This window comes from Aminobacter sp. P9b (assembly GCF_045345995.1).
Lineage (GTDB): Bacteria > Pseudomonadota > Alphaproteobacteria > Rhizobiales > Rhizobiaceae > Aminobacter > Aminobacter niigataensis.
This window is the reverse complement of sequence record NZ_CP150082.1, coordinates 4,336,422-4,358,081: the sequence shown is the minus strand read 5'-3', so window position 1 is coordinate 4,358,081 and position 21,660 is coordinate 4,336,422. Positions and strand designations below refer to the sequence as shown.

Here is a 21,660-nt window from a genome sequence, read left to right as displayed (position 1 = left end):
GCCTGGGTAATGGCATGGGTTGCGGCCGTGACAACGGTTGGGCGCGGCCATGATCGGGGGGCGCTGTCGCACTTGCCGCGGCGTCAATTGGCCGGTATGGCGTCCGGTCAGCTATCTCTGAGCAAGGGCGTCGGTCTTCGTGGCCGTCGAGACGCATCTGTCCGGAAACACGGCATCAACGGAAATGCGCAGATGAGGATCACGCATTTGGTGGGCCACGCCGGGCTGAACGGTGTCGCGACCAGCTCGAGGATGTTGATCCAGGCGCAGCTCGATGCCGGGCACGACGTGTTGCTGGTGCATTCGCGGAATTCCTGGATCGAACACCAGAAGTTCGAGGGTCCGCTCGAGAAGATGGGTTCGGATTTTGCCACCACTCCGGCCGAATTGCGCCGCGTCGGCTACGCCGCGCGCGACTGGGGCGTGGACGTGGTGCATGCCCATGGCAGCCGCGGCAACAAGTTCGGTCTGGTGTTCCGATGTGCCGCCGGCACGCCGATCGTCATGACTGCGCATACCCGCCAGTTGCAGCTGCCGTGGCTGTTTGCCCATGCGGTGATCGCGCCGAGCCAGCAGACCGCCGACTATTATCTGTCGCGTCAGTTGGTGCGGCGGCGGAACATGCATCTGGTGCGGCACATGTTCGACGTCGCGACTGTCATGGCAGCGACGCCCACGAGCCGAAGTGCTGCGCGGGCGGAGCTGGGGATCAAGGCGTCTTCCTTCGTCATTGGTTCGGTCGGCGAAATCGACGCGCGCAAGAACCAGATCGAAATGGTGCGCGTGTTGAAAGGGCTGATCGGACGAGGCATTGATGCCCAACTGCTGCTGATCGGCGAGAAGCGCAACATGGCCGGCGATGCGCAATGGAGCGCTGCCGTCGCCGACCCACAGATCAAGGGGCGCCTGCACCTGCCGGGCGAACGGCAGGATGCGACCCGGTTGCTGCACGCCATGGACGTCTATCTCTGCACGTCGAAGATGGAGGAGGGTCCGATCGCCACGCTCGAGGCAATGGCCACGGCGCTGCCAGTGCTGTCCGCGGATGTAGGCTACTCCTCGGCACTGCTGCGCGACGGCATCAATGGCTGGATCTTCCCGCAAGGCGATGTCGAGCGGATGACCGAAACCGCGTCGATGCTTGCCCGTGACGCAGCGTTGCGCCAGTCGATCGGAACGGCGGCGAGGCAGACGATTGCCGAACGGCTCGCACCGCAGGCGATCGTGCCTGAAATCGACAGGGTATACCGCCTCGCCATCGAACGCGCCGGCAAGACGCTGCCGCAAAAATAGCCGGGGGCAGCTGTGTCGCGCCAGCCGCGTACAGTGATTTGCTGCTAGGGTGCGGGCGACCAATTTCGGGCGACGCGTGTCCAGCAACTATCCCTTCTCCTACAAGGCCTCCTGGCCGGCCCGGTTTCTGAAGCCGTCGTTGCGCGGTAGCATTTCGGCGCCGGTGCCTGCCGAGGCAGTGCTGTTGCCCAGGCCGGAAAAGAGCGTGCGACTGGCTTTCGTCGGCGACATCTCGGCGGTCGCCAACCGGCGGTCGCCGGTTTGCGACGGGGAACTGAAGGCGCTGCTCGCTTCCGCCGATCTGGTGGTCGGCAATTGCGAAAGCCCCGTGGTGCGGCGTCCTAGAGCGCGTTTCGGGACGCGGCTCGGAACGCATCATGCCATGACGTGCGAATTCCTGGCCGGCGCGCTGGAAGCCACAGGAATGACGCCGCAGCGGCTGGTGCTGTCTTTGGCCAACAACCACGTGCTCGACCAGGGGATCGAAGGTTTTGACGAGACGCTGTCGACCCTTGGTGCGCTCGGCATTGCGACGATCGGCACCTCGACGGCTGTGACCAAGGTGGTGGTTGGACCGCTCACGCTCGGGCTTATCGCGTTCACGCAATGGCGCAACGCCACGGCAGCGGAGTTTGCTGGCCGGGTGGCGATGGCCGAGGGCTTTTTCGCCGATAGCCGGGATGGACTGCCAGGCGCGCAAGGCGTCGACCTGATGTGCGCTGTGCCGCACTGGGACTGGGAGTTCCGGCATTTTCCGCGCGATCAAACGCAGGCCTGGGCGCAACGTCTGGCCGAACTCGGTATCGGTCTGGTGGCCGGGCACCATGCCCATGTCGTACAGCCGATGGCGCGGATCGGCGAGACGCTCGTCGCCTACGGGCTTGGCGACTTTTTCGGCACGGCGCTCGCGCGCCAGCCGTGGCCGGGGCGGATCGGGGCGATCCTCATTGCCGAGGTCAGCGCCGATGCCACGACGCGCGGCCAGGTCGCCAGCTACCGGCTGGTGCCGTTCATGCGCCTGCGCGACGGAGACCGCGAAACGCTGGTGCCGCTCGACAAGGTCGAAGGCAGGCCAGGCGTCCAGGCGCGGGCACGCTGGGAAGCAGTCTGCCAAGGCGGCTGAGCAGCCCTCACATGTTGATTCCGCATGTTGCGCCATCCCCTTGTTTGCGCCGCGACATTTGCCGAAAAGCCGTTATCATCCGGCCAGCCGCCGGCGCACCATGCATCCGGTGCATCGGTCTAAATTGCGGCGTCCCTAACGCGACAACTGGTTGCGCGACGCCGCCGGGGAGCACCTATGAGCGCTGGTTTCATGCCCGACGAAGCTGTCATCGCCGGCATCAGGCGGGACCTCGACGCCTACGAGGCGCGGCGCAAGGCAGCCAAGCGCTCGGTGCTGTGGCGCGTGCCGCTTTACCTGGGCTTGCTGGTGCTGGTGGTCGCCGTTCTGGCGGTGGTGTTCAATCTTGCCGCCGACCCCGCCGAGACTTGGGTTTCGACGCCGCATCTCTATCTCTACGCGGTTGCCTTCATCGCCTCGTTCTTTGTCTATTTCCGCGCGGCCAAGCCGGCGGGTGATCTGCAGGCGTCGTTGCGCGAAAAGCTGCTGCCGATCGTGTTCGGGTTCGTCGGGGACATGCGGCTGGCAAAAGGCGAGACGCCCGGGAGCTTTGCGCGCTTGCCGCGCGAGACCATCGGCGATTACAGCGACAGCCATTTCGACGACATCGTCTCGGGCACATATGAGGGCTTTTCGTTCGAGCTCTACGAGACCGCGTTGTGGCGACGGGTGGATAAGTCGGACGTCACCCTGTTCGACGGCGTCATCGTGGCGTTCGACATCGCGAAGCCCTTTCCGGGTACGCTGGTGGCGACACTGAAGACCAACACGGTGATGGGCTTCTTCCGCGAGATGTTCGGCGGCGGGCTGCAGGAGATCGTGTCAGGCGGCGAACTCGACAAGGCCTATGACTTCCGCACCGACAACGTCGAGGCGGCGCAGCCGCTCGTGTCGGGACGGATGGCGCAGGCGCTGAACTGGCTCAAGGAAGCGTGGCCGGGCGAGCCGGCGCGGATCGCACTGACCGAGCGTGACGGCTTCCTGCTCCTGCCGCACAAGAAGGAGTTCTTCGAGCTGCCGGCCTCGACCGTCGTGCTCGACTACAAGGCCCATATCGAGCCGATGATCGCCGACATGGCGACGATCCTGGCGACCGCAGCACTGGTACGCAAGATCGGCACCTGAACCCGCCGGCCGTTCGTCATCCGAAGCGCAGCTTCAGCCCGACGATGGCGAGGATGAAGACCAGCGTGATCGAGTTGGAGAGGATGACCGGCATCGAGCCGAGCGCCACGCCATAGACGATCCATAGCGAGATGCCGGTGGCAAGCGCCGCGTTGGTGCCAAGCGAGATGTCGCCTGTCTTGCGCTCGCGCAGGATCTTCATGATCTGCGGCAGCCAGGCGAGCGTGGTCAGGATGGCGGCCGCGGCACCGACGATTTCGAATAGGGGATTCAAGGCGGGAGCTCTCGAAAAAGCACAAGACGTGCAGCGCGAGCTATGCCAGATCGGCGGGCGGCTGTGAAGCGGATGCACAAGGCTGGCCCAACGAAACGACGGCGCAAAACGTCGCGGGACATTGCCGTCGTGCTGCGGAATATCTCCCGTTTCGTGATCGGCCGGCGAAAAATCCGACCATCGGATGGCTGTGCGATGACGGCGATGTGACGGCCTCCACGCCATGGCAGGCAAGGCGATCCTAACTGCTGCAAGGGTGGCAAATCACTCGGCGCAGTGCAGGCTGCTTTCGAATATGGCAGAAATAAGCCACTGATTCTGTTCGATAATTTTACGCAACGTGATTTGCGTCCAGCAGGCCTGGCAGTCAATCTCCAGGTCGTTCGGCGGGCATTGCTGAGAGGGTGAAGCCCGCGAGGACGAGAAAGAACCGGAGTACCAGACATGAACAAGTTTCTTGCAACGGCCGCCGCTTCGCTTGCCTTCATCGGTGCCGCTTATGCCGCCGACATCGAAGGCACCGTGCAGTCGGTCGACCCGGCGACGCGTTCCATCACGCTGGAGGACGGCAAGGTCTATGTCATCCCGGAGACCATCAAGGTCGACGAGTTGGCCGCTGGCGCCAAGGTGAAGGTGACCGTGGACGACACGACAGGTGCAGTGACCGCGATCGAAAAGGCCTCCTAAGGCCGGTTCGCGAAAGCGGCCTGCCGGCCCCAATATTGGCCAACGGCAGGCGCGTGACATTCTCGACACCTTCCAAGCTACCTTTTGGCCGGCCCTTCGCGGGTCGGCCATTCTTTTTCCGAGGCGTTTGACGCGTCAGAAAGCGATGGGAAAGTTCTCCGCGAGCCAATTCGTCGAGCGCTTGGCGGCGGCCAGCGTGCCGTTGGCGGCGTGGCCGAGACCGGAACGGACCAGCGCGTAGCCGTTGGCTGTGCGGTAAAGCACGGACTGGCCGCCCTCGACGATGCCGGAATAGGCGGTGGGCCGGATTTCAGGCTGGGCCGGCGGCGTGGCCGGGGCTGATGCGAGCTGCGGCTCGGCAAAGACGGTGGTGCGGCAGATGCCTGTCACCAGCGGGTAGTCGTGATTGCCTTCGCGCAGGATGCGGCTCTTCATCGCCGCCTCGCAATCGGCGACCGAATTCCACTGCGCCGGCGTCTCGCCGATATATTCGCAGAGCTTGGCATCGCAGTCGCAGCCGACGATGGTCATGGCGACAAGGGCAGACTTGATCACGGGTCCGAATCCTCAGGGATTGTTGACGCCGTGATTTCTCCGCTTCGAACGCGGCGCCAGTTGGCCGCAATCATGGCATGACCGTGGCTGTGGCATTTCTATCTGCGGGTGTGCAGAAGGCGCGCTTGCTTCGTCTACCTGTCGAGCCCAGCGGCCTTGCGAAGAGCATCGTTCATCCGGGTCTGCCAGCCTTCGCCATCTGCCTTGAAGCGGGCGACCACATCGGGGTCGAGCCTGAGCAAGATAGATTGCTTCTTGTGCAGTGAAGGAGGACGCCCAATCTTGCGACGAAACAGCTCATCAGCGGGCTGTGCGTCGGGGTCGGCAACGGCATCGGCCGTGATGGCGCGGTCTTCCTCGTCGGAAATCTCTTCGAGCGAAATCAAGGCACGTCGACGTGCTTCCGCCATCCTGGCTTTTTCCGAGGCCGATCTAGAAACTTTGGACATAGATCTCGATCTCCCGTCTGTTGGCCTTGCGCAGCGAGATGACACGACACGTGTCGCCTCGCTCGGTGTAGACGATCACATGGACACGGCTGCCAATGAGGCCAATGGCGACGAGGCGGGTTTCGCCATAGTCGGCCCTGTCGTCCTCAACGATCAGAGCGGTGTCGAATTCGAATGCGCGCGCACGCTCGAACGAAACGCCGTGCTTCGCTTCGTTGGTCTCAGCCTTTGCCTGATCCCATTCGAGCTTTATGTGTCCGCCCCTCCAGACAATTAACGTATATACGAAAACATTCCTTAGGGCAAGAATTTCTGTATATACGCTAATGTCATGTCTGTTTCGGATGTGAACTTCGCAATCTTTCCCTTGCGCATTCGCCTGCGCGGCCAACAATAAGCGGGGAGGCGGCGGCGCATATGCCGTCGGGAGGGTGCGTTTGGTGAAGATCGGAGTGGTCAGAAACCCGGTGGCTGGCGGTGGCCGGCTGGACGCGCATTGGACGGAGATTGCGGCAGCTCTTTCCGAGCGCTTTGGCGACGTCGAATTTCGTGAGACGGACGAACCTGGCGACGGCTCGGCGATCGCCCGCGACCTCGTGGCGCTCGGTTGCGAGCTGGTGGTTGCAGCGGGCGGCGACGGCACGATCAGCGAAGTCGCCGACGGGTTGCTGCAAATGCAGGCGGAGGCCGGGACCGTCGCGGCGCTCGGCGTCGTGCCATGCGGTACCGGTTCGGATTTTGCCCGCGGCATGGGCATTCCGACGGATGCCAAGGCGGCTGTCTCGCGGATTGCCGAGGGCGAGGACCGGACCATCGATGCCGGCCTCATTTCGTTCATCGACGAGCACGGCCGCCTGGCCAGCCGGCATTTCGTCAACATTGCCAGCCTCGGCATGTCGGGTGCGACGGTGCGGGCGGTGAATGCCGACCGGCGCAAGCGGTGGGTCTCGGCCAAGACGCTGTTCTTCTGGCGCACGGTGACCGAATTCGTGCGCTACCGTTTCCAGGACGTCCGCATCACAGTCGACGACGGCGAACCGGTCGAGGCCAAGGTGGCAATGGTGGCGGTGGCCAATGAAAGGTTCTTCGGCGGCGGCATGATGATCGCACCCGATGCCAAACCCGACGACGGGCTGTTCGACATCGTCATCCTGCGCGCGGCGAGCAAGCTGAAGCTGATCTTCGACCTGCGCCTGCTCTATGGTGGGCGCCACCGCAACCATCCCGCCATCACCATCCTGCGCGGACGAAAGGTCGTGGTCGAACCGCTGGGCGATCCGCTCGCCAATGCCGCGCTCGTCGACATAGACGGGGAATCGCCGGGGCACATTCCGGCGACCTACGAGATGATGGCGAGGGCGTTGAAGGTCAGGTGTTGATTCAGGTGGCTCGGAATCTGAGTCTAGGAACTGGCGTAGGCTGCTGAAATCATAGGGGCGAGGGTTAGGCGTCCATCTCCCTGACCATTGCCTCGATCTTTGCGGCCTTCTCGAAATGGTCGAGCTTGTGGGTGCGGATCCACCATTCGGCGGCTTCCATCAGAAGCTCCGGGTCGTCGTTCTTGTTGGCGAAAAACGCGTAGAACGACAGCCCTACTTCGGGGCCTTTGGCGGCGATCTTGCGCGCGCAGACGTCGAGTATTTTTGCTCTCAGGCTCGGCCGCATCGGATAATCCTTCAGATGGATGGTCAGCGCTATCTCAGGCTGAGGCCGGGTGTCAAAGGCCGGGAATAGGGCAGGCTGTGCCGGGCGTTACCCTCCCCTTTGTGGGGAGGGTGGCCCGCAGGGCCGGGTGGGGGTACTCACCAAACTCAGTGCCTGCCGACCCCCACCCCGCTCCGCTTCGCGGATTGACCCTCACCACTTGGGGAAGGGTAACGTGCGCGTTCCGTCACAGCTTCGCCGGAAAACCCGGCGCGCGCAGGTCCGTGCCGACGGCATCCTCCAGCAGCTTGACGATCATCGTCGACCAGGCGTCGCCGCCATAGGCAGCCTTGCCCTGTTCGAAGATGGTGGCGACCCGGGAAGCAAGGTCGAGCGGCACGCCGAATTCCTGGCCCATGCCGAGCGCGAAGCCTAGATCCTTGAGCGCCAGGTCCATGGTGAAGCCGATGTCGTAGGAGCCGTTGAGCACCAACTGGCTTTCGGTTTCGTGGACGAAGCTGTTGCCGGAGGAAGCTGATATGGCGTGATAGGCTTGGGCGAGGTCGAGGCCGCCCTTCCTGGCCAGCATCAGCGCCTCGCCGGCGGCAACGAGATGGATGAAGGCCAGCATGTTGGTGATGACCTTGATCACTGCCGCCGAGCCGATCGGCCCCATCAGCAAGGCGCGGGCGCACATTGCCTCGATCGCGGGGCGGTGAAGCTCGTAGAGGCCGGTATCGCCGCCGACCAGTGCGGTGATCTTGCCCTCGGCGGCGAGATGCACGCCGCCGGTGACGGGGCACTCCAGCGTGTAAACGCCGTTGTCGGCGGCGAGGTCGGCAAGCCGCAGGATCTCGTCACGGCCGTTGGTCGACATCTCGATCCAGGTGCCGCCCTTGGGCAGGCCGGCGAGCAGCCCGTCGGGCCCTGCCAGCACCGCCTCGCTGACCTTGGGCGATGGCAGGCAGGTGATGGCGTTGCCGGCGCGGGCAGCGGCGTCTGCCGGGCTCGATGCGGCGAGGGCACCCAGCGCCACGAGACGTTCGACGGCTTCGGGGTTGCGGTCATAGACGGCGACCTCGAAGCCGCCGCGCACAAGGCACGCCGCGAGGTTGGCGCCGAGATGGCCGAGGCCGATGAAGGCGTAGGCGAGGGGCGTGCTCACGGCATCAGCGGAGTCTGCACCATCTGCAAATGCAGGTGGGGACCGTCATAGGGGTTGGCCTCGCAAACCGTCTCGTCGAGTTCGACGCCGAGGCCGGGCTCCTTCGAGGGGATGACCTGGCCGTCCTGCCATTCGATCTTCTTTTTCAGCAGCTTGGCGTGGAAGCCGTCCCACTGCTTGAGCGACTCGAGGATGAGGAAGTTGGGCAGGGTGACGGCGAGCTGGATGTTGGCCGCACCCACGATCGGCCCGCAATAGCAGTGCGGTGCGATCTGGATGTGGAAGGCCTCGGCCATGGCGGCGATCTTCTTGGTCTCGAGGATGCCGCCCGAGCGGCCGAGGTCGGGCTGCAGGATGGTGGCGGCGCGGTTCTCGATGACGCGGGCAAACTCGAATTTTGTCGTCAGCCGCTCGCCGGTGGCGATGGGGATCGAGGTGCCGCGCGCCACCTCGGCCATGACTTCTGGCATGTCCGGCGGCACCGGTTCCTCGAACCAGAGCGGATCGTAGGGTTCGATGGCGCGCGCCATGCGCAGGGCGCCGGAGGCGGTGAACTGGCCATGCGTGCCGAACAATATGTCGGCGCGGGTGCCGACGGCTTCGCGGATGGCCTTCATCATCCGCACCGACAGGTCGATGTCGATCAGCCGGGGCTGGTGGCCATCGAAGGCGGTCCAGGGACCGGCCGGGTCGAGCTTCACGGCGTTGAAGCCCTGGTCGACATAAAGAGCGGCGCATTCGGCAGCCATGTCGGGGTCGTTGTAGACGTTCTTGGGTGCGACATCCTCGGTGTGGACGCTGCCGGTGTGCGGATAGAGGTAGGTATAGGAGCGCAGCGTCTCGTGCACCTGGCCGCCGAGCAGCTTGTAGACCGGCTTGCCGGCCTCCTTGCCGATGATGTCCCAGCAGGCGATTTCCAGCGCCGAAAAGCAGCCCATGGCGGAGACGTCGGGTCGCTGGGTGAAGCCGGAGGAATAGCAGCGGCGGAACAGGTTCTCGATGTCGTGCGGATCCTGTCCCACGAGATAGCGCTCGGCCATGTCCTCGATCATCCGCGCCGTCACATGGGCCGAGAAGGTGGCGTTGTAGGCCTCGCCATAGCCTGTGACGCCGCCGTCTGTGGTGAGCTTGACGAAGATGAAGTACTTGCCGCCGATGCCGGGCGGCGGGTTGTTGACCACGAAGGTCTTGACGTCGTTGATCTTCATCGATGCTCCTCCCGGTAGCGTGAAATCGTTGACGTCTGGGGCTGCTCCTCATCCCCTGCCGGACCTTCTCCCCGTAAGAACGGGGAGAAGGAGGCCAGCCGGAATGCTGGCGACCCCTCTCCCCGTCCTTCACGGGGAGAGGGTAAGGGTGAGGGGCGGCGCTGACGCTCGACACTGGTCACCCCACATCCTCCAGCACCAGTTCGGCACCCTTCCAACCGATCATGATCGCAGCGGCGTTCGTGTTGCCGGTGATGTTGTCGGGGAAGATCGAGGCGTCGATGACGCGCAGGCCGGAGATGCCGTGGACGCGCAGGCGCGGGTCGACGACCGAGGTGGTCGCATCAGGGCCCATGCAGCAGGTCGAAACCGGATGGTAGACTGTGCCCGAGCGCCTGCGGAAATCCTGAATCAAGTCGGCGTCGGAAGTGATTGACGGGCCTGGCAAAACCTCTTCCGCAATGATGTCCGACATGGGCGACTGCGCGGCGAGCTTGCGCAGGAATTTCACCGCATCCAGCATCTCGGCGACGTCGCTTTCGGTCGAGTAGGCGTTGACCGTGATACTGGGATGCACAGTCGGGTCGGCGGAGCGGATCAGGATCTCGCCGCGGCTCGACGGGCGGCAGTTGGACAAGCCGATGGAGAAGCCGGGGAAGGGATCGGGCGACAGGATCGGCCGCTCGCCGGCCTTGGGCAGCACGGTCGAAAAGACCTGGAAATAGAGCTGCATGTTGGGCCGGGCGCGCGACGGATCGGAGCGGAAGAAGCCGCCGCCCTGATTCATGCTCATCGACAACGGGCCGGTGCGCAAAGCGAGGTATTGCATGCCGACGAGCAGCTTGCCCCACCAGGGGCGCAGGACCTGGTTGAGCGTCGGCACCCTGGCCTTCCAAGTATAGTTGATGCCCTGATGGTCCTGAAGGTTGCGGCCGACATGCTCGTTGGCGTGCAGCACCGGGATGCCGAATTCGCCGAGCAGCGTCGCCGGGCCGATGCCCGAGAGCTGCAGCAGTTGCGGCGTGTTGACTGAGCCGCCAGACAGGATGACCTCGCGGCCGGCGCGGGCCGTCTTCTTGGCGCCGTTCTGCAAATACTCGACGCCGATCGCGCGCTTGCCCTCGAACAGGACTTTGGTCACCAGCGCATCGGTCTCGATCCGCACATTGGGGCGCTTCATCGCCGGACGAAGGAAGCCGCGCGCGGCCGACATGCGGCGGCCGTCTTTGGTGGTGATTTGATAAACGCCGACACCCTCTTGGGCCTCGCCGTTGAAGTCCTGATTCAACGGCAGCCCCGCCTGCTGGCCCGCCGCAAGGAAGCGGTGGGTCAGTGGGTGAACGTTCTTCCTGTTGTCGGTGACATGGATCGGGCCGCCGGTGCCGCGCAGGTCGGTGCTGCCTGCCTGGTTGTCCTCAATCGCCTTGAAGGCGGGCAGCAGGTCGCCAAAACCCCAGCCGGGATTGCCGGCGTCACGCCAGGCATCGAAATCCTCGGCAGCACCGCGGATCCACACCATGGCGTTGATGGAACTGGAGCCGCCGAGAATCTTGCCGCGCGGCCAGTGATCCTTGTTGCCGGCTAGGCCGGGGTCTGGCTCGGCGGCGTAGTTCCAGTTCACTTCAGGGTCGAAGAAGGTCTTGCCGTAGCCGAGCGGCATCTGGACGAAGAAGCGGCGGTCGGTGCCGCCGGCCTCGAGCACCAGCACGGAATGACGGCCGCTCGCCGACAGGCGCTCGGCGACCACCGAACCGGCGGAACCGGAACCGACAACGATGTAATCGAACGTCTGCATGCGGGCGTCGGCCTGTCTATATCCACAATCCGGCCAGACTATCGCCTCGGCGAAAGGCTTCGGCGTCGGTTACGGCATGGCCTGTGAAAAATACGACCGGCCGATGCAACAGATGCGGCGTTGACGCGGCTGCCGCTGCAAAGTTACGGGTGGGCAAGCGAACGGTACAGGGAAATGACGATGGTGCAGTATGCCGATGGCCAGCCGACAGGCGAACTCACGCTGAGGACGCTGGCGATGCCGGCCGATGCGAACGCTGCCGGCGACATCTTCGGCGGCTGGGTGATGGCGCAGATGGACCTTGCCTGCGGCATCCGCGCCGCCGAGCGTGCGCGGGGCCGCGTGGTGACGGCGGCGGTCAAGGAAATGGCCTTCGCCAAGCCGATGAAGATCGGCGATACGCTGTGCATCTACACCCATGTCGAGCGCGTCGGCCGCACCTCGATGACGCTCAAGGTCGAGGCCTGGGCGCAGCGCTATCTCTCCGACATGATGGAGAAGGTGACCGACGCCGACTTCGTCATGGTGGCGCTGGATGGCGAAGGCAAGCCGAAGCCGGTGCCGGCGGAGTAGACGTGCGGGCGCGAGCCTCGAAGGACGCACCACAAACACAGCCCTTCATTCAGCCGCTGCATCAAACTTCATGCGTGCCTCGGCGACGCGGCCCTGATTGTGCCGTGCCCATTCGCCCAGCGCAAAGACCGGAACCAGCAGCTCGCGGCCGAGGTCGGTCAACTCATAGTCGACGCGCGGCGGAATGGTCGGGAAGACCGTGCGGGTGAGGAAGCCGTCGCGCTCGAGCCCGCGCAGGGTGGTGGTCAGCATCTTCTGGGAAATGCCGCCGACGGCGTGGCGCAACTCGTTGAAGCGCATCGGGCCATCGCCGAGCTTGCCGACGACGAGCACGGTCCATTTGTCGCCGACACGCTGCAGGATATCGCTGACGGCGCGGCAATCCTCGGTGCGGTGCGGGTGCCTCGGTATCAAAAAAGTGCCTCCTTGTGCGCGTGAAATACAGTCACCTATATAGCGTCGGTATCCATCAGTTACCAGTATCGCTTTGATACCCACGCCCGAAAGGTTCCTGTCATGTCCAAACCCAAGATCGCCATCGTCGTCGGCTCGACGCGCGCCGCCCGCTTCGCCGACACGCCGGTGGAGTGGATCGCCAAGATCGCAAAATCCCATGCGGATATCGAGGTCGAAGTTGTCGACCTGAGAGATTTCCCGCTGCCCTTCTTCGATGAGGTCGCCTCGTCTGCCTGGGTGCCGTCGCAGAGCGACGTGGCTCAACGTTGGCAAAAGAAGGTCGCCGAGTTCGACGGCTTCATCTTCACCGCCGCCGAATACAACCACGGCCCGACGGCGGTGCTGAAGAACGCGCTCGATTACGCCGCCAAGGAGTGGAACAAGAAGCCCGCCGGCTTCGTCGGTTATGGCGGCGTCGGTGGTGCGCGCGCGGTAGAGCAGTTGCGCATGCATGCGGTGGAACTGCAGATGGCGCCGACCAAGGCTGCCGTGCACATCGTCTGGGCCGATTTCCTGGCAGTGCGCCAGGGCGAGAAGAAGCTCTCGGACATCGAGCATCTCAACCAGGCAGCCAACGGGCTGATCGAAGAGATCACCTGGTGGGCGAGGGCGCTGAAGATCGCGCGTGAGGCGGATGTCCTGGCTGAGGAAGCCAAGGCTGCCTGAGCAACGTGTGAACGACATTCCTCCCAGGGAATCGAGGGCGGCCCAGAGCCGCCCTTTTTTTGTTGGCCGGTTAGTGCCCAGACTTGCCGTGGCTGCCGGGCAGGCGGGAGGCCAGGACCTTGTCGATGCGGCGCCCGTCGAGGTCGACGACCTCGAAGCGCCAGCCCTGCGCGTCGACGCATTCGCCCGTCGTCGGCAAATGGTGCATGTGCGACAGCACATAGCCGGCGACGGTTTCGTAGTCGCGGTTCTCGGGCAGGTCGATGCTGAGCTGGTCCGCCATCTCGTCGGCCTGCATGTAGCCGGCAAGCAGCCACGAGCCGTCCTCACGCTGGACGGCATTGTCGACGTCGTCCTCGTCGAGATCGGAGCGGAACACGCCGGTGATCGCCTCGAGGATGTCGGCCGGCGAAACGATGCCTTCGAAATGGCCGTATTCGTCATGGACCAGCGCCATGGGCACTTCCGACTGCTTGAGCGTCGCGAGCACGTCGAGCGCGTCGGCCTGGTCGTGGGCAATCGGGGCGGTGCGCACATGCTTGCGCGGATCGAAGGCACGGCCGGCCAGGAGCGATGCGAGGATTTCCCGGGTCTGGACGACGCCGACCATGGCATCGACCGAGCCTTCGCCGGCGGGCAGGCGCGAATGCTGGGTTTCCATCAACAGCTTGCGGGTGGCCGCTTCGTCGGCCTGCAGGTTGATCCAGTCGACCTCGGTACGCGGGGTCATGACGGCTCGCACGGCGCGGTCGCCCAGGCGCATGACGCCGGCGATCATGCGGCGCTCGTCGGATTCGATGGTGCCGTGATGCTCGGCCTCGGCGACGAGCATCTTGATCTCCTCGTCGGTGACCTTTTCTTCGCTTTCGCCGCGCTGGCCGAGCAGCCACAACACGCCGCGACCCGAGATGTCGAGCAGCCAGACCAGGGGGGCGGCGACCTTGGCCAGCAGCGCCATGGCGGGCGCAACACGGACGGCGACGCCTTCGGGGTCGCGAAGTGCGATCTGCTTGGGCACGAGTTCGCCGATGATCAGCGAGCCATAGGTGATGGCGGCAACGACGATGCCGACGCCGAGTGCGTCGGCGGCGCCGGCGCGCACGCCATATTCTGCAAGGACGCCGCTCAGCCGCTGGCCCAGCGTGGCGCCGGAGAAGGCGCCGGAAAGCACGCCGACAAGCGTGATGCCGATCTGTACCGAGGACAGGAACCTGCCCGGGTTGGCGCCCAGTTCAAGCGCGCGACCAGCACCCGTGATGTTGCGGTCGATCATCGCCTTGAGGCGAGCTGGGCGGGAGGAGACGATGGCAAGTTCGGACATTGCCAGGAGGCCGTTCACACAGATGAGGACGACCACGATACCGATTTCAGCGTAAAGCATAATGATCGCTGCATAGCATTGCTTCCGCCCCTTCGAAAAGACGGCAGCGAAAATACTCTTACGTCAGGGCAGGACGCGGCGGCTATTCGTGCGGCGCAAGTACCGCAACCTTGACTTTGCCGTCGGTAAAGTAGGGGTCGCCACCGCCGTTGCGGCCTGTCTTGGTGAGCCCGATGCCGGGAACCGTCTCGACCGACAGGACGCGTCCGGCTGCGGTGAGATCGCGGATCACCTGGTCGCGCTCGGCGTCTATGTCGGGGGCAATGTGGTGCGTGATCTCGCCGGTGTCATGGCTGACGCCGACGCCACGGTCGAAGCTCGCGGCGCCGTACCAGGTCGGTCGGCCGTCGGGCCCGAGGGCGAATGTCAGCCACAGGCGAATGTGATGGCGCGTGTCGGGGCTCTTGCCGGCCGGCTTTTCGAAAGCGATGTCCTGCGGGCGGCCGTCGAGCAGCAGGGTGGATACAGGGGCATCGCGATAGGACCGGTCGAGCAGCACGCTTTCGCCGATTTCGAGCGACGATTTGAGGGAAAGGCCATCGGCGCGGTTCCAGCCTGCCGCAGCGAAAGCCCCGAGCAGATCGGCCTCGGTGCCGACAAGGCCGACATTGATGGGGTCGCCGGGGATGCCTTGCGGCGTGGTGGTCAGCAGGGCCGGGGGCTTGAGGCCATCGCGCAGGATGCGGAACGACCAGAATTCGGGCGCTGCAAAATAGGCAAGCGCGATATAGCTCGCGCACAAGGCCGCAAACCACAGGGTCGCCTGTCTGTGCAGTTTGCCCCTTGCCATTAGATGCTGCCGCCGAAGATGGATGAAGCCGGATTTCTATCCCTATTCAGGGTCGGGAGCAAACCGGAGCGCCGTGCAGCAATGCCGCGTCAGCGGCAGGCGCGATAGCCGTTGCGGCGCTGCTTGATGTCGAAATGGAAGTGGTTGCGGTGGTCGTAGTTGTAGCCGGGACCGAGCACCGTGTTGAAGTAGCTGCAGCCGTCGGCACGGATGGTGTTGAGGAAGCCACGGGTGCGGAAGGCAAACAGGCCCGGCTTTTCGACGTCAATGTCGCGGCCGTTGTTGAGCTCGATGCGCATGATGTCGAGCGCATTGCCCTTGCCGTGTTCCGACAAGGTGCGCGAGCCGGCAATCTTGCGACAGGAATAGCTCGAACCCTGATGGATCGTCTTGACGCCGGAGAAATAACGCAGGCGCGCGGCAGGCACCAGGTCACGCTTGGTCCAGGCGGCGAAGCTGGCTGCCATCTGGCAGGTGACGGTGGCTGCCGGCTTCATCTGCACCGAACCGATGGCCGAGACCTTGACCGGATAGTCGATGCCGCAGGCAGCACCGTTGCTGATCGACGGCAGGTCGCGATACTGCACGTCGAGCTTTTTGAGGTCGGCGCGGCAATCGACCTCGTCGGCCGGCATGACCGCCGGTCGCATCGGCGCCGTCTGCGGCTGGTTCGAAGGATCGTCGAGCCTGGGATAGGCGACCATGGAGGGATTGGAGGGCACAAGCGTCTGCAGCCCGCGGGCTGGGACAAGGGCCGCGGTCCTTACCGGCTGCGGCTGCTGCGGCTCGATCTGGCCGAGATTTTCAGCCTGTGCGTCCAGTGTCGGTTCGATAGCCGGGGGAATCGACGCCATCGTAGGATCGGACATGTCATAGGTCAGGTCGGCGGCATCTGCGGGCGCGGCATTTGCCTGCGGAATGGGTTCGACAGGTGCCAGCGAGGCGGTCTGCGAGCCGACATCGACGGCCGGCTGGAGCGCAAAGACGTCGCCCGACGTGCAGGAGCTGACACCCAGGCCGACCACGACAAGCGTCGTGGCAAGCAGCAAGGCGCGCCGGCGCGAGGCATGGCGCGATGGTTCGGCTGGGCTGGCGGCGCGCGAATTTGCGGCCATGCGAAGGCTCCTGTCCCCTTGAGGGACTAAGCCTAGCTGCCAACGGTAAAGGAAAGATCAGCGCTGCGATTCACAGCTGCGGCCGAATTGCGGCGCGGGCCTATTGGCAGAAGGTGCCGCCGTTGCGCCGAGGGGCGAGGTCGAAGTGGAAATGCAGGGCGTGGTCAGCATCGCTGCCGGGACCGAGCACGGTCTTGAACGGGCCGCAGGCGGCCTTGCGGATTTGAGAGAGGAACTTGGCATTCTTCGCTGGCGGTGCCGGCTCGACATCAATGGCCGTGCCCTTGGTCAGGGTGAAGCGGGATATGTCGAGCGCATTGCCGAAGGCGTGTTCCGACAGCTTCCTGGTGCCGTTGCGCGGGCGGCAGACATAGGCCGAGGCCTGGCCGACCGTTGCCAGCTCTTCGCCGAACTCGGCCTTTGCCGCCGGTGAGATGACGTTTGTGGCAAAGCGCGCCGAGGCTTCGGCGGCTGCACAGTTGATGACGGCGTCGGGCGCAATGTCGATCGAGGCGGCAAGCCGCTTCAGCTTGAGCGGAAAGGGCAGTGCGCAGCCGTCGTCATCGCTTTGGGGGGCTGCCTCCTCGAACTCGGCGCCCAGCAGCTTGAGGCGGGCCCGGCAAGCCGTCTCGTCGGCAGGCATGGTGGTGGGCCGCTCTGCATGGGAGCGCTTGTCGGGCAGCATCTTCGGCGCTGGTGGGCCCAACATCTCCCCGGTGGAGGGGTTGCCGGGCGCCCGACCGGGACGCACTGGTGGTACGGGCACTGCGGCCGGTACAGCTTCGGCATGCAGCGGCGTCTCAGGCATTGGCGGGCCGAACATAGGGCGCTCTGGTCGCTGGGCCGCCGGCGGGCGCGGCCGGGGTGTCGGGATCGCGGCCTGCCCCGTCGCCTGCACTTCGGCCGCCGGCGATAGTTCAGGCAGGGGCGGTGCAGGGGCAGCCTGCGGCACCGGTGCGCGAACGGGCAAAGCGGGCCTTCCGCTATCGGCAAAGCCGTGCGGCATCACGGCGAAAGTCGCCAGCGGCAGCATCAGGATCAGGGAAAACAGGCGGCGCTTGCATGTGTGCATCGGCGCTAAACGCCACCGGCCGGCCGCGGGTTGCCGAAACGGCAGGGGCAGGGCCATCAAATTCGGTGACGGGCCTGTCATCAATGAAGGCAGGCAAGGCCGCTCAAGCGCCCAGCGCCTCAAGCCCTTCTTCGAGCCAGTCGCCCAGCATCGGCATGCCAAGCAGATATTTGGCGGTGCGGCGATTGCCCCGCTGCCGCGCTTCGGCGACCGCGTCCGACCATTCCGCGGCGTCGTAGTCGCCGCGCCCGACCCAGGCGAGTGCCACGAGCTCGGCCGCCTGGTCGACATTGAGGTCGGCGATCAGCCCGCGCAGCTCTTTTTCCGTGAGGTTTTCCGCCTCTTCCTCGGCGAGCCCGTCATGACGATGGTTGTCGTGGGTGTCGCCGTCATATTCGATCTCGTGTTCGGCGCCGTCCTCGTAATCCTCGTTGACGCCGGCGCTGATCGCCTTGGCCTTGAGGATGAACAGCCTGACGGTGTCCGGGCCGATGGTCAGGTCCCACTCTTTTTCGCGCCGCTGCTGCACGAGCGTGCTCCTGTTGCCTTCCCCCGGCTGATGATAGCGCATTTGGCGGCAACGTCACTGCCTCGATATTCGCGGCGTGGTTGCCGTGGTTGACATGACTTTAGGAGAGGCGGATATAGCGCGCCTTCCTCCCCCTCCAGACGGTATTTCCCCATGGCTTTTCTGCTTTCGCCCAAGGTTCTTCCTGTGCTGATGCTGATCGCGTCCAACGTGTTCATGACGTTCGCCTGGTACGGGCACCTGAAGTTCAAGGCGGCTCCGCTCTATGCGGCGGTCATTTTCTCCTGGCTGATCGCCTTCTTCGAATACTGGCTGGCAGTGCCGGCCAACCGCATTGGCCACGAGTTTTATACGGCGGCGGAACTGAAGACGATTCAGGAGGTGGTCACGCTCAGTGTCTTCGTGATCTTCTCGGTGTTCTATCTCAAGGAAGGCATCACCTGGAACCACGCCATGGGCTTCGCTTTGATCGCCGGCGGGGCGGCGCTGATTTTCCGCGGCTGAGGCAGGACGAAATGCTGACTTCGATGCGTTGACCTTGTCGGGGACGCATCGGTGGAGGTAGCCATGCAGACGCGATTTCTGAGACTTCTGGCAGGGGCGCTGGTGTCCTTGCCGCTGTTTGCCGTTCCCGCATTCTCCGCCGATGGTGGCGGAGGCGGCAATTCAGGCGGCGGCAATTCCGGCGGGGGTATGGGCGGTGGCGGTGGCAACGGCGGCGACCAGGTGAAGTGCCGCACCGGCCTGGTCTACAATAAGAAGACCAAGAAGTGCGAAGCGCCCAAGGCCGGAATGATCGACGACGACAGCCTGTACCTGGCCGGCCGTGCACTAGCCATGGACGGCAGGTATGACGACGCGATCAAGGTACTGACGCTCGCCGCCGACAAGACCGACGCGCGCATCCTCAACTATCTCGGCTATTCCCACCGCAAGGCCGGGCGGATCCTCGTCGGGCTCGGCTACTACCAGGAGGCGATCCTCAACGATCCCGACTATATGCCGGTGCGCGAATATATGGGCGAGGCCCATCTGACGCTCGGCGACGTCGCCGGGGCGCGGCTGCAATTGTCGGAGATCGAGAAGCGCTGCGGGGCGGGCTGCCGCGAATACGGCCTGCTGGCCGAGCAGATCGAAACCTATCTCAAGAGCTAGGCTTGGAATGCTGCTCGGAGCCGGCATTCATGCAGCTCCGGCAACATGGCTCGGATGAAATGCGGCCTCAAATGCGTTACTCTGGCGATGGGCACATTTTAGGAGGTAGCGATGCAGACCCGAATTGCGAAAGTGCTTGCTGGCGTTGTCGTGTCGCTGCCCTTGCTGGCGGCGCCGGTGTTCTCGGCCGATAGCGGCGGGAGCAGCAGCGGCGACGAGGTGAAATGCAACAACGGCATGGTCTACAACAAGAAGACCAAGAAATGCGAACCGCCCAAGGCCGGCATGATCGACGACGACAGCCTCTATTCGGCGGGCCGTGCGCTTGCCATGGACGGCAAGTATGACGAGGCGATCAAGGTGCTGACGCTTGCCGCCGACAAGACCGACCCGCGCATCCTCAACTATCTCGGCTATTCGCACCGCAAGGCCGGCCGCGTGCTCGTCGGCCTCGGCTACTACCAGGAAGCGCTGCGCAACAATCCCGACTACACGCTGGTGCGCGAATATATGGGCGAGGCGCACCTGATGCTCGGCGATGTCGCGGCCGCCCGCGTGCAACTGTCGGAGATCGGGAAACGCTGCGGCAAGGGCTGCCGCGAATACGGCCTGCTGGAACAACAGATCGACGCCTATTTGCGGGGGTAGCCGGCGCTGTAAGGCAGTAGGGCTGTAGGGCAAATACCGACTGCCCTATTCCCCTACTGCCTTATTGCCTTGTCCCTAATCCCCCCGCGACAGCCTGACGATGGTGCCGTTGCTTTCGTCGGTGAGCAGCCAGACCGAGCCATCCGGGGCGACGTTGACATCCCTGATTCGGCCGAACGCGCCGTCGAGCATCCGTTCCTCGTCGAGAACGTTGCCCTTGGCGTCGCGGTCGAGGCGGCTCAGCAACTCGAATTTCAGCGAACCGACGAGAAGGTCGCCTTTCCATTCCGGGAACATGTCGCCCTGATAGCTGGCGAGCCCGGAAGGAGCGATCGACGGGTCCCAGTAATACAGCGGTTGCTCGTAGCCCTTGGCTGACGTGCCGACGCCGATCTTTTCGCCGGAATAGTCCCTGCCGTAGGTGATGACCGGCCAGCCATAATTCCTGCCGGCCAGCGGGCGGTTCAATTCGTCGCCACCCTGGGCGCCATGCTCGACGGTGATCAGCCCGCCCAGCACCGGATCGAAGGTTGCACCTTGCAGGTTGCGATGGCCCTTGGACCATATTTCCGGCGCCATGGCCTTGCCGTCGGGCGAGGGATTGTCGGCCGGAACCGAGCCGTCGGCATTGATGCGGATGACGGCGCCGGCATGGTCGTGCATGTCCTGGGCGCGGTTGCCATCGCCGCGGTCGCCTGTCGTGACGAAAAGCGTGCCGTCGTCGTTGACGACGATTCGCGAGCCGAAATGCTGTCCGGCATTGCTCTTGCGGTTCATCGAGAAGATGACTTTCACCTCTTCGAGCCGCGCGGCAGCGCCTTCCCGGACCAGCTTCGCCCGGGCAAGGGCCGTGCCCGCGCCGCCGCGTCCGGGCTCGGAGAAGCTGAAGAAGATGGTGCCGGAACGTTCGAAGTCGCGTGCGACGGCGATGTCGAGCAGGCCGCCCTGGCCGCGGACCTGGACCTTCGGCACTCCAGCCACCGGCGCCGACAGTCCGTCCTGCGACAGGATGCGGATATTGCCCGAGCGTTCGGTGACGATGGCTTCGTTGCCCGGCAGGAAGTCGAGCCCCCAGGGGTGGTCGAGCCCATCGGCAATGACGTCGGCGCGCAGCGTGATGTTGTCTGTGTTGTAGCTTTGGCTCTCGGCGAGGGCCGGCGAGCCAACCAGGGCGAACATGAATGCGAGTAGCGGCGTGCTGTTGCTCATCTATCGGACATAGGTGGAAAGGCCGGCGCGGCAACGGGGATAGAGCATCAAAGCAATCACAAGCGGGTGAAGCGGGGACGGCTCAGGTTGTCTGCACCAACAGGTCTATGGTGGTAAACGAATTTTTTGACGTGAATTCTGCGGCAGGATTGCTATATTCGCCGGAGATAGAGGTGAGACGGTTCCGTTAGCCGAGGCTGCCGGACCGTTTTCTTTTTTGTGCCTCGCGGCAGCAATAGGCAAGTCGCGCGGCAAAGGCCAGGAGAGGTCGACTATGAACAAGGTTCCGATGACGGCGGGTGGATTCGTCGCGCTGAAGGAAGAGCTGCGCTGGCGCCAGCAGGAAGAGCGTCCGCGCATCATCGAGGCCATTGCCGAGGCGCGCTCGCATGGCGACCTTTCGGAGAATGCCGAATACCATGCCGCCAAGGAATCGCAGAGCCTCAACGAGGGCCGGGTCAACGAACTCGAGGACCTGATCGCGCGCGCCGAGGTGATCGATGTCACCAAGCTGAACGGCGACAAGATCAAGTTCGGCGCCACCGTTGTGCTCGTCGACGACGATACCGAGGAAAAAAAGACCTACCAGATCGTCGGCGACCAGGAAGCCGACGTGAAGTCGGGCCGCATCTCGATCTCCTCGCCGATCGCGCGCGCGCTGATCGGCAAGGAAGTCGGCGACGCCATCGAGGTCAACGCGCCGGGCGGCGCACGCGGCTACGAAATCGTCCAGGTGCAGTTCATCTGA

General features: G+C 64.3%; 26 protein-coding genes. 11 read left to right on the top strand and 15 right to left on the bottom strand.

Annotated elements, in window-relative coordinates; all coding sequences use genetic code 11:
* The first annotated feature begins 96 nt into the window (after window positions 1–96).
* The 3 genes from WHT83_RS21450 to WHT83_RS21440 all read left to right on the top strand — a co-directional run bounded on the left by WHT83_RS21450 (window position 97) and on the right by WHT83_RS21440 (window position 3,541).
* Window positions 97–1,293, top strand: a complete 1,197-nt coding sequence (locus WHT83_RS21450) for a glycosyltransferase family 4 protein (RefSeq protein WP_406874029.1) — start codon at window positions 97–99, stop codon at window positions 1,291–1,293.
* Window positions 1,294–1,369: 76 nt separating this feature from the next.
* Window positions 1,370–2,416 carry a CapA family protein gene (locus WHT83_RS21445; RefSeq protein ID WP_406872340.1) on the top strand — a complete coding sequence of 349 codons (1,047 nt, stop codon included), beginning with the start codon at window positions 1,370–1,372 and terminating at the stop codon, window positions 2,414–2,416.
* 177 nt (window positions 2,417–2,593) lie between these two features.
* On the top strand, window positions 2,594–3,541 hold the full coding sequence (locus WHT83_RS21440) for a hypothetical protein (protein WP_406872339.1): 948 nt from the start codon (window positions 2,594–2,596) through the stop codon (window positions 3,539–3,541).
* A 16-nt stretch (window positions 3,542–3,557) separates the two neighbouring features.
* Here WHT83_RS21440 and WHT83_RS21435 read toward each other — a convergent pair whose 3' ends face one another.
* Entirely contained in the window at window positions 3,558–3,815 is a 258-nt protein-coding gene (locus WHT83_RS21435) for a SemiSWEET family sugar transporter (RefSeq protein WP_406872338.1), read from the bottom strand.
* Between the two features lie 444 nt (window positions 3,816–4,259).
* Here WHT83_RS21435 and WHT83_RS21430 point away from each other — a divergent pair, with 444 nt between their 5' ends.
* Window positions 4,260–4,502 carry a DUF1344 domain-containing protein gene (locus WHT83_RS21430; protein ID WP_108607359.1) on the top strand — a complete coding sequence of 81 codons (243 nt, stop codon included), beginning with the start codon at window positions 4,260–4,262 and terminating at the stop codon, window positions 4,500–4,502.
* A gap of 135 nt (window positions 4,503–4,637) precedes the next feature.
* Here WHT83_RS21430 and WHT83_RS21425 read toward each other — a convergent pair whose 3' ends face one another.
* From WHT83_RS21425 to WHT83_RS21415, 3 genes are all read right to left on the bottom strand, one after another.
* On the bottom strand, window positions 4,638–5,057 hold the full coding sequence (locus tag WHT83_RS21425) for a hypothetical protein (RefSeq protein WP_108607360.1): 420 nt from the start codon (window positions 5,055–5,057) through the stop codon (window positions 4,638–4,640).
* Window positions 5,058–5,191: 134 nt separating this feature from the next.
* Window positions 5,192–5,467 carry a BrnA antitoxin family protein gene (locus WHT83_RS21420; protein ID WP_245439755.1) on the bottom strand — a complete coding sequence of 92 codons (276 nt, stop codon included), beginning with the start codon at window positions 5,465–5,467 and terminating at the stop codon, window positions 5,192–5,194.
* Between the two features lie 22 nt (window positions 5,468–5,489).
* Window positions 5,490–5,897, bottom strand: coding sequence for a BrnT family toxin (locus WHT83_RS21415; RefSeq protein ID WP_406872337.1), 408 nt, complete (start codon window positions 5,895–5,897; stop codon window positions 5,490–5,492).
* 49 nt (window positions 5,898–5,946) lie between these two features.
* Between WHT83_RS21415 and WHT83_RS21410 the strand changes: the two genes are divergently transcribed.
* A complete protein-coding gene (locus tag WHT83_RS21410; RefSeq protein ID WP_406874028.1) occupies window positions 5,947–6,885 on the top strand; it encodes a diacylglycerol/lipid kinase family protein in 939 nt (312 codons plus the stop codon).
* Between the two features lie 64 nt (window positions 6,886–6,949).
* Here WHT83_RS21410 and WHT83_RS21405 read toward each other — a convergent pair whose 3' ends face one another.
* From WHT83_RS21405 to WHT83_RS21390, 4 genes are all read right to left on the bottom strand, one after another.
* Window positions 6,950–7,171 (bottom strand): DUF6500 family protein, encoded by a 222-nt coding sequence (locus WHT83_RS21405; protein WP_108607363.1) that lies wholly within the window; start codon window positions 7,169–7,171, stop codon window positions 6,950–6,952.
* A 226-nt stretch (window positions 7,172–7,397) separates the two neighbouring features.
* The gene (locus WHT83_RS21400; RefSeq protein ID WP_406872336.1) at window positions 7,398–8,315 is read right to left on the bottom strand and encodes an NAD(P)-dependent oxidoreductase; all 918 of its coding nucleotides are present in this window, start codon (window positions 8,313–8,315) and stop codon (window positions 7,398–7,400) included.
* The gene (locus WHT83_RS21395) at window positions 8,312–9,523 is read right to left on the bottom strand and encodes a mandelate racemase/muconate lactonizing enzyme family protein (protein WP_406872335.1); all 1,212 of its coding nucleotides are present in this window, start codon (window positions 9,521–9,523) and stop codon (window positions 8,312–8,314) included. The genes WHT83_RS21400 and WHT83_RS21395 overlap by 4 nt, the downstream gene beginning before the upstream one ends.
* A gap of 178 nt (window positions 9,524–9,701) precedes the next feature.
* Window positions 9,702–11,318 carry a GMC family oxidoreductase gene (locus WHT83_RS21390; protein WP_406872334.1) on the bottom strand — a complete coding sequence of 539 codons (1,617 nt, stop codon included), beginning with the start codon at window positions 11,316–11,318 and terminating at the stop codon, window positions 9,702–9,704.
* Between the two features lie 180 nt (window positions 11,319–11,498).
* Here WHT83_RS21390 and WHT83_RS21385 point away from each other — a divergent pair, with 180 nt between their 5' ends.
* Window positions 11,499–11,891: an acyl-CoA thioesterase gene (locus WHT83_RS21385; RefSeq protein WP_108607367.1), complete on the top strand. Its 393-nt coding sequence runs from the start codon at window positions 11,499–11,501 to the stop codon at window positions 11,889–11,891.
* A gap of 45 nt (window positions 11,892–11,936) precedes the next feature.
* On the opposite strand, the gene WHT83_RS21380 is transcribed toward WHT83_RS21385, so the two are convergent.
* A complete protein-coding gene (locus WHT83_RS21380; protein ID WP_406872333.1) occupies window positions 11,937–12,305 on the bottom strand; it encodes a winged helix-turn-helix transcriptional regulator in 369 nt (122 codons plus the stop codon).
* A 102-nt stretch (window positions 12,306–12,407) separates the two neighbouring features.
* On the opposite strand from WHT83_RS21380, the gene WHT83_RS21375 reads away from it, so the two are divergent.
* Window positions 12,408–13,013 (top strand): NADPH-dependent FMN reductase, encoded by a 606-nt coding sequence (locus WHT83_RS21375; RefSeq protein ID WP_318764031.1) that lies wholly within the window; start codon window positions 12,408–12,410, stop codon window positions 13,011–13,013.
* 70 nt (window positions 13,014–13,083) lie between these two features.
* Here the strand turns inward: WHT83_RS21375 and WHT83_RS21370 are convergent, their stop codons facing one another.
* From WHT83_RS21370 to WHT83_RS21350, 5 genes are all read right to left on the bottom strand, one after another.
* Window positions 13,084–14,394, bottom strand: a complete 1,311-nt coding sequence (locus WHT83_RS21370) for a hemolysin family protein (RefSeq protein ID WP_108607370.1) — start codon at window positions 14,392–14,394, stop codon at window positions 13,084–13,086.
* A gap of 82 nt (window positions 14,395–14,476) precedes the next feature.
* Window positions 14,477–15,184 carry an LssY C-terminal domain-containing protein gene (locus tag WHT83_RS21365; protein ID WP_108607371.1) on the bottom strand — a complete coding sequence of 236 codons (708 nt, stop codon included), beginning with the start codon at window positions 15,182–15,184 and terminating at the stop codon, window positions 14,477–14,479.
* An 89-nt stretch (window positions 15,185–15,273) separates the two neighbouring features.
* Entirely contained in the window at window positions 15,274–16,299 is a 1,026-nt protein-coding gene (locus WHT83_RS21360) for an extensin family protein (RefSeq protein WP_406872332.1), read from the bottom strand.
* 100 nt (window positions 16,300–16,399) lie between these two features.
* Window positions 16,400–17,005 carry an extensin family protein gene (locus tag WHT83_RS21355; protein WP_406872331.1) on the bottom strand — a complete coding sequence of 202 codons (606 nt, stop codon included), beginning with the start codon at window positions 17,003–17,005 and terminating at the stop codon, window positions 16,400–16,402.
* A 469-nt stretch (window positions 17,006–17,474) separates the two neighbouring features.
* Window positions 17,475–17,900: a DUF3775 domain-containing protein gene (locus WHT83_RS21350; RefSeq protein WP_108609800.1), complete on the bottom strand. Its 426-nt coding sequence runs from the start codon at window positions 17,898–17,900 to the stop codon at window positions 17,475–17,477.
* Between the two features lie 153 nt (window positions 17,901–18,053).
* Between WHT83_RS21350 and WHT83_RS21345 the strand changes: the two genes are divergently transcribed.
* The 3 genes from WHT83_RS21345 to WHT83_RS21335 all read left to right on the top strand — a co-directional run bounded on the left by WHT83_RS21345 (window position 18,054) and on the right by WHT83_RS21335 (window position 19,703).
* Complete coding sequence (locus WHT83_RS21345; protein ID WP_108607373.1) at window positions 18,054–18,404, top strand: DMT family protein; 351 nt, start codon at window positions 18,054–18,056, stop codon at window positions 18,402–18,404.
* Window positions 18,405–18,467: 63 nt separating this feature from the next.
* Window positions 18,468–19,055, top strand: a complete 588-nt coding sequence (locus tag WHT83_RS21340; protein ID WP_406872330.1) for a tetratricopeptide repeat protein — start codon at window positions 18,468–18,470, stop codon at window positions 19,053–19,055.
* A 111-nt stretch (window positions 19,056–19,166) separates the two neighbouring features.
* A complete protein-coding gene (locus WHT83_RS21335) occupies window positions 19,167–19,703 on the top strand; it encodes a tetratricopeptide repeat protein (RefSeq protein WP_108607375.1) in 537 nt (178 codons plus the stop codon).
* Between the two features lie 75 nt (window positions 19,704–19,778).
* Here the strand turns inward: WHT83_RS21335 and WHT83_RS21330 are convergent, their stop codons facing one another.
* On the bottom strand, window positions 19,779–20,912 hold the full coding sequence (locus WHT83_RS21330) for a PQQ-dependent sugar dehydrogenase (protein WP_406872329.1): 1,134 nt from the start codon (window positions 20,910–20,912) through the stop codon (window positions 19,779–19,781).
* 274 nt (window positions 20,913–21,186) lie between these two features.
* Here WHT83_RS21330 and greA point away from each other — a divergent pair, with 274 nt between their 5' ends.
* Complete coding sequence (gene greA, locus WHT83_RS21325; RefSeq protein WP_055970348.1) at window positions 21,187–21,660, top strand: transcription elongation factor GreA; 474 nt, start codon at window positions 21,187–21,189, stop codon at window positions 21,658–21,660.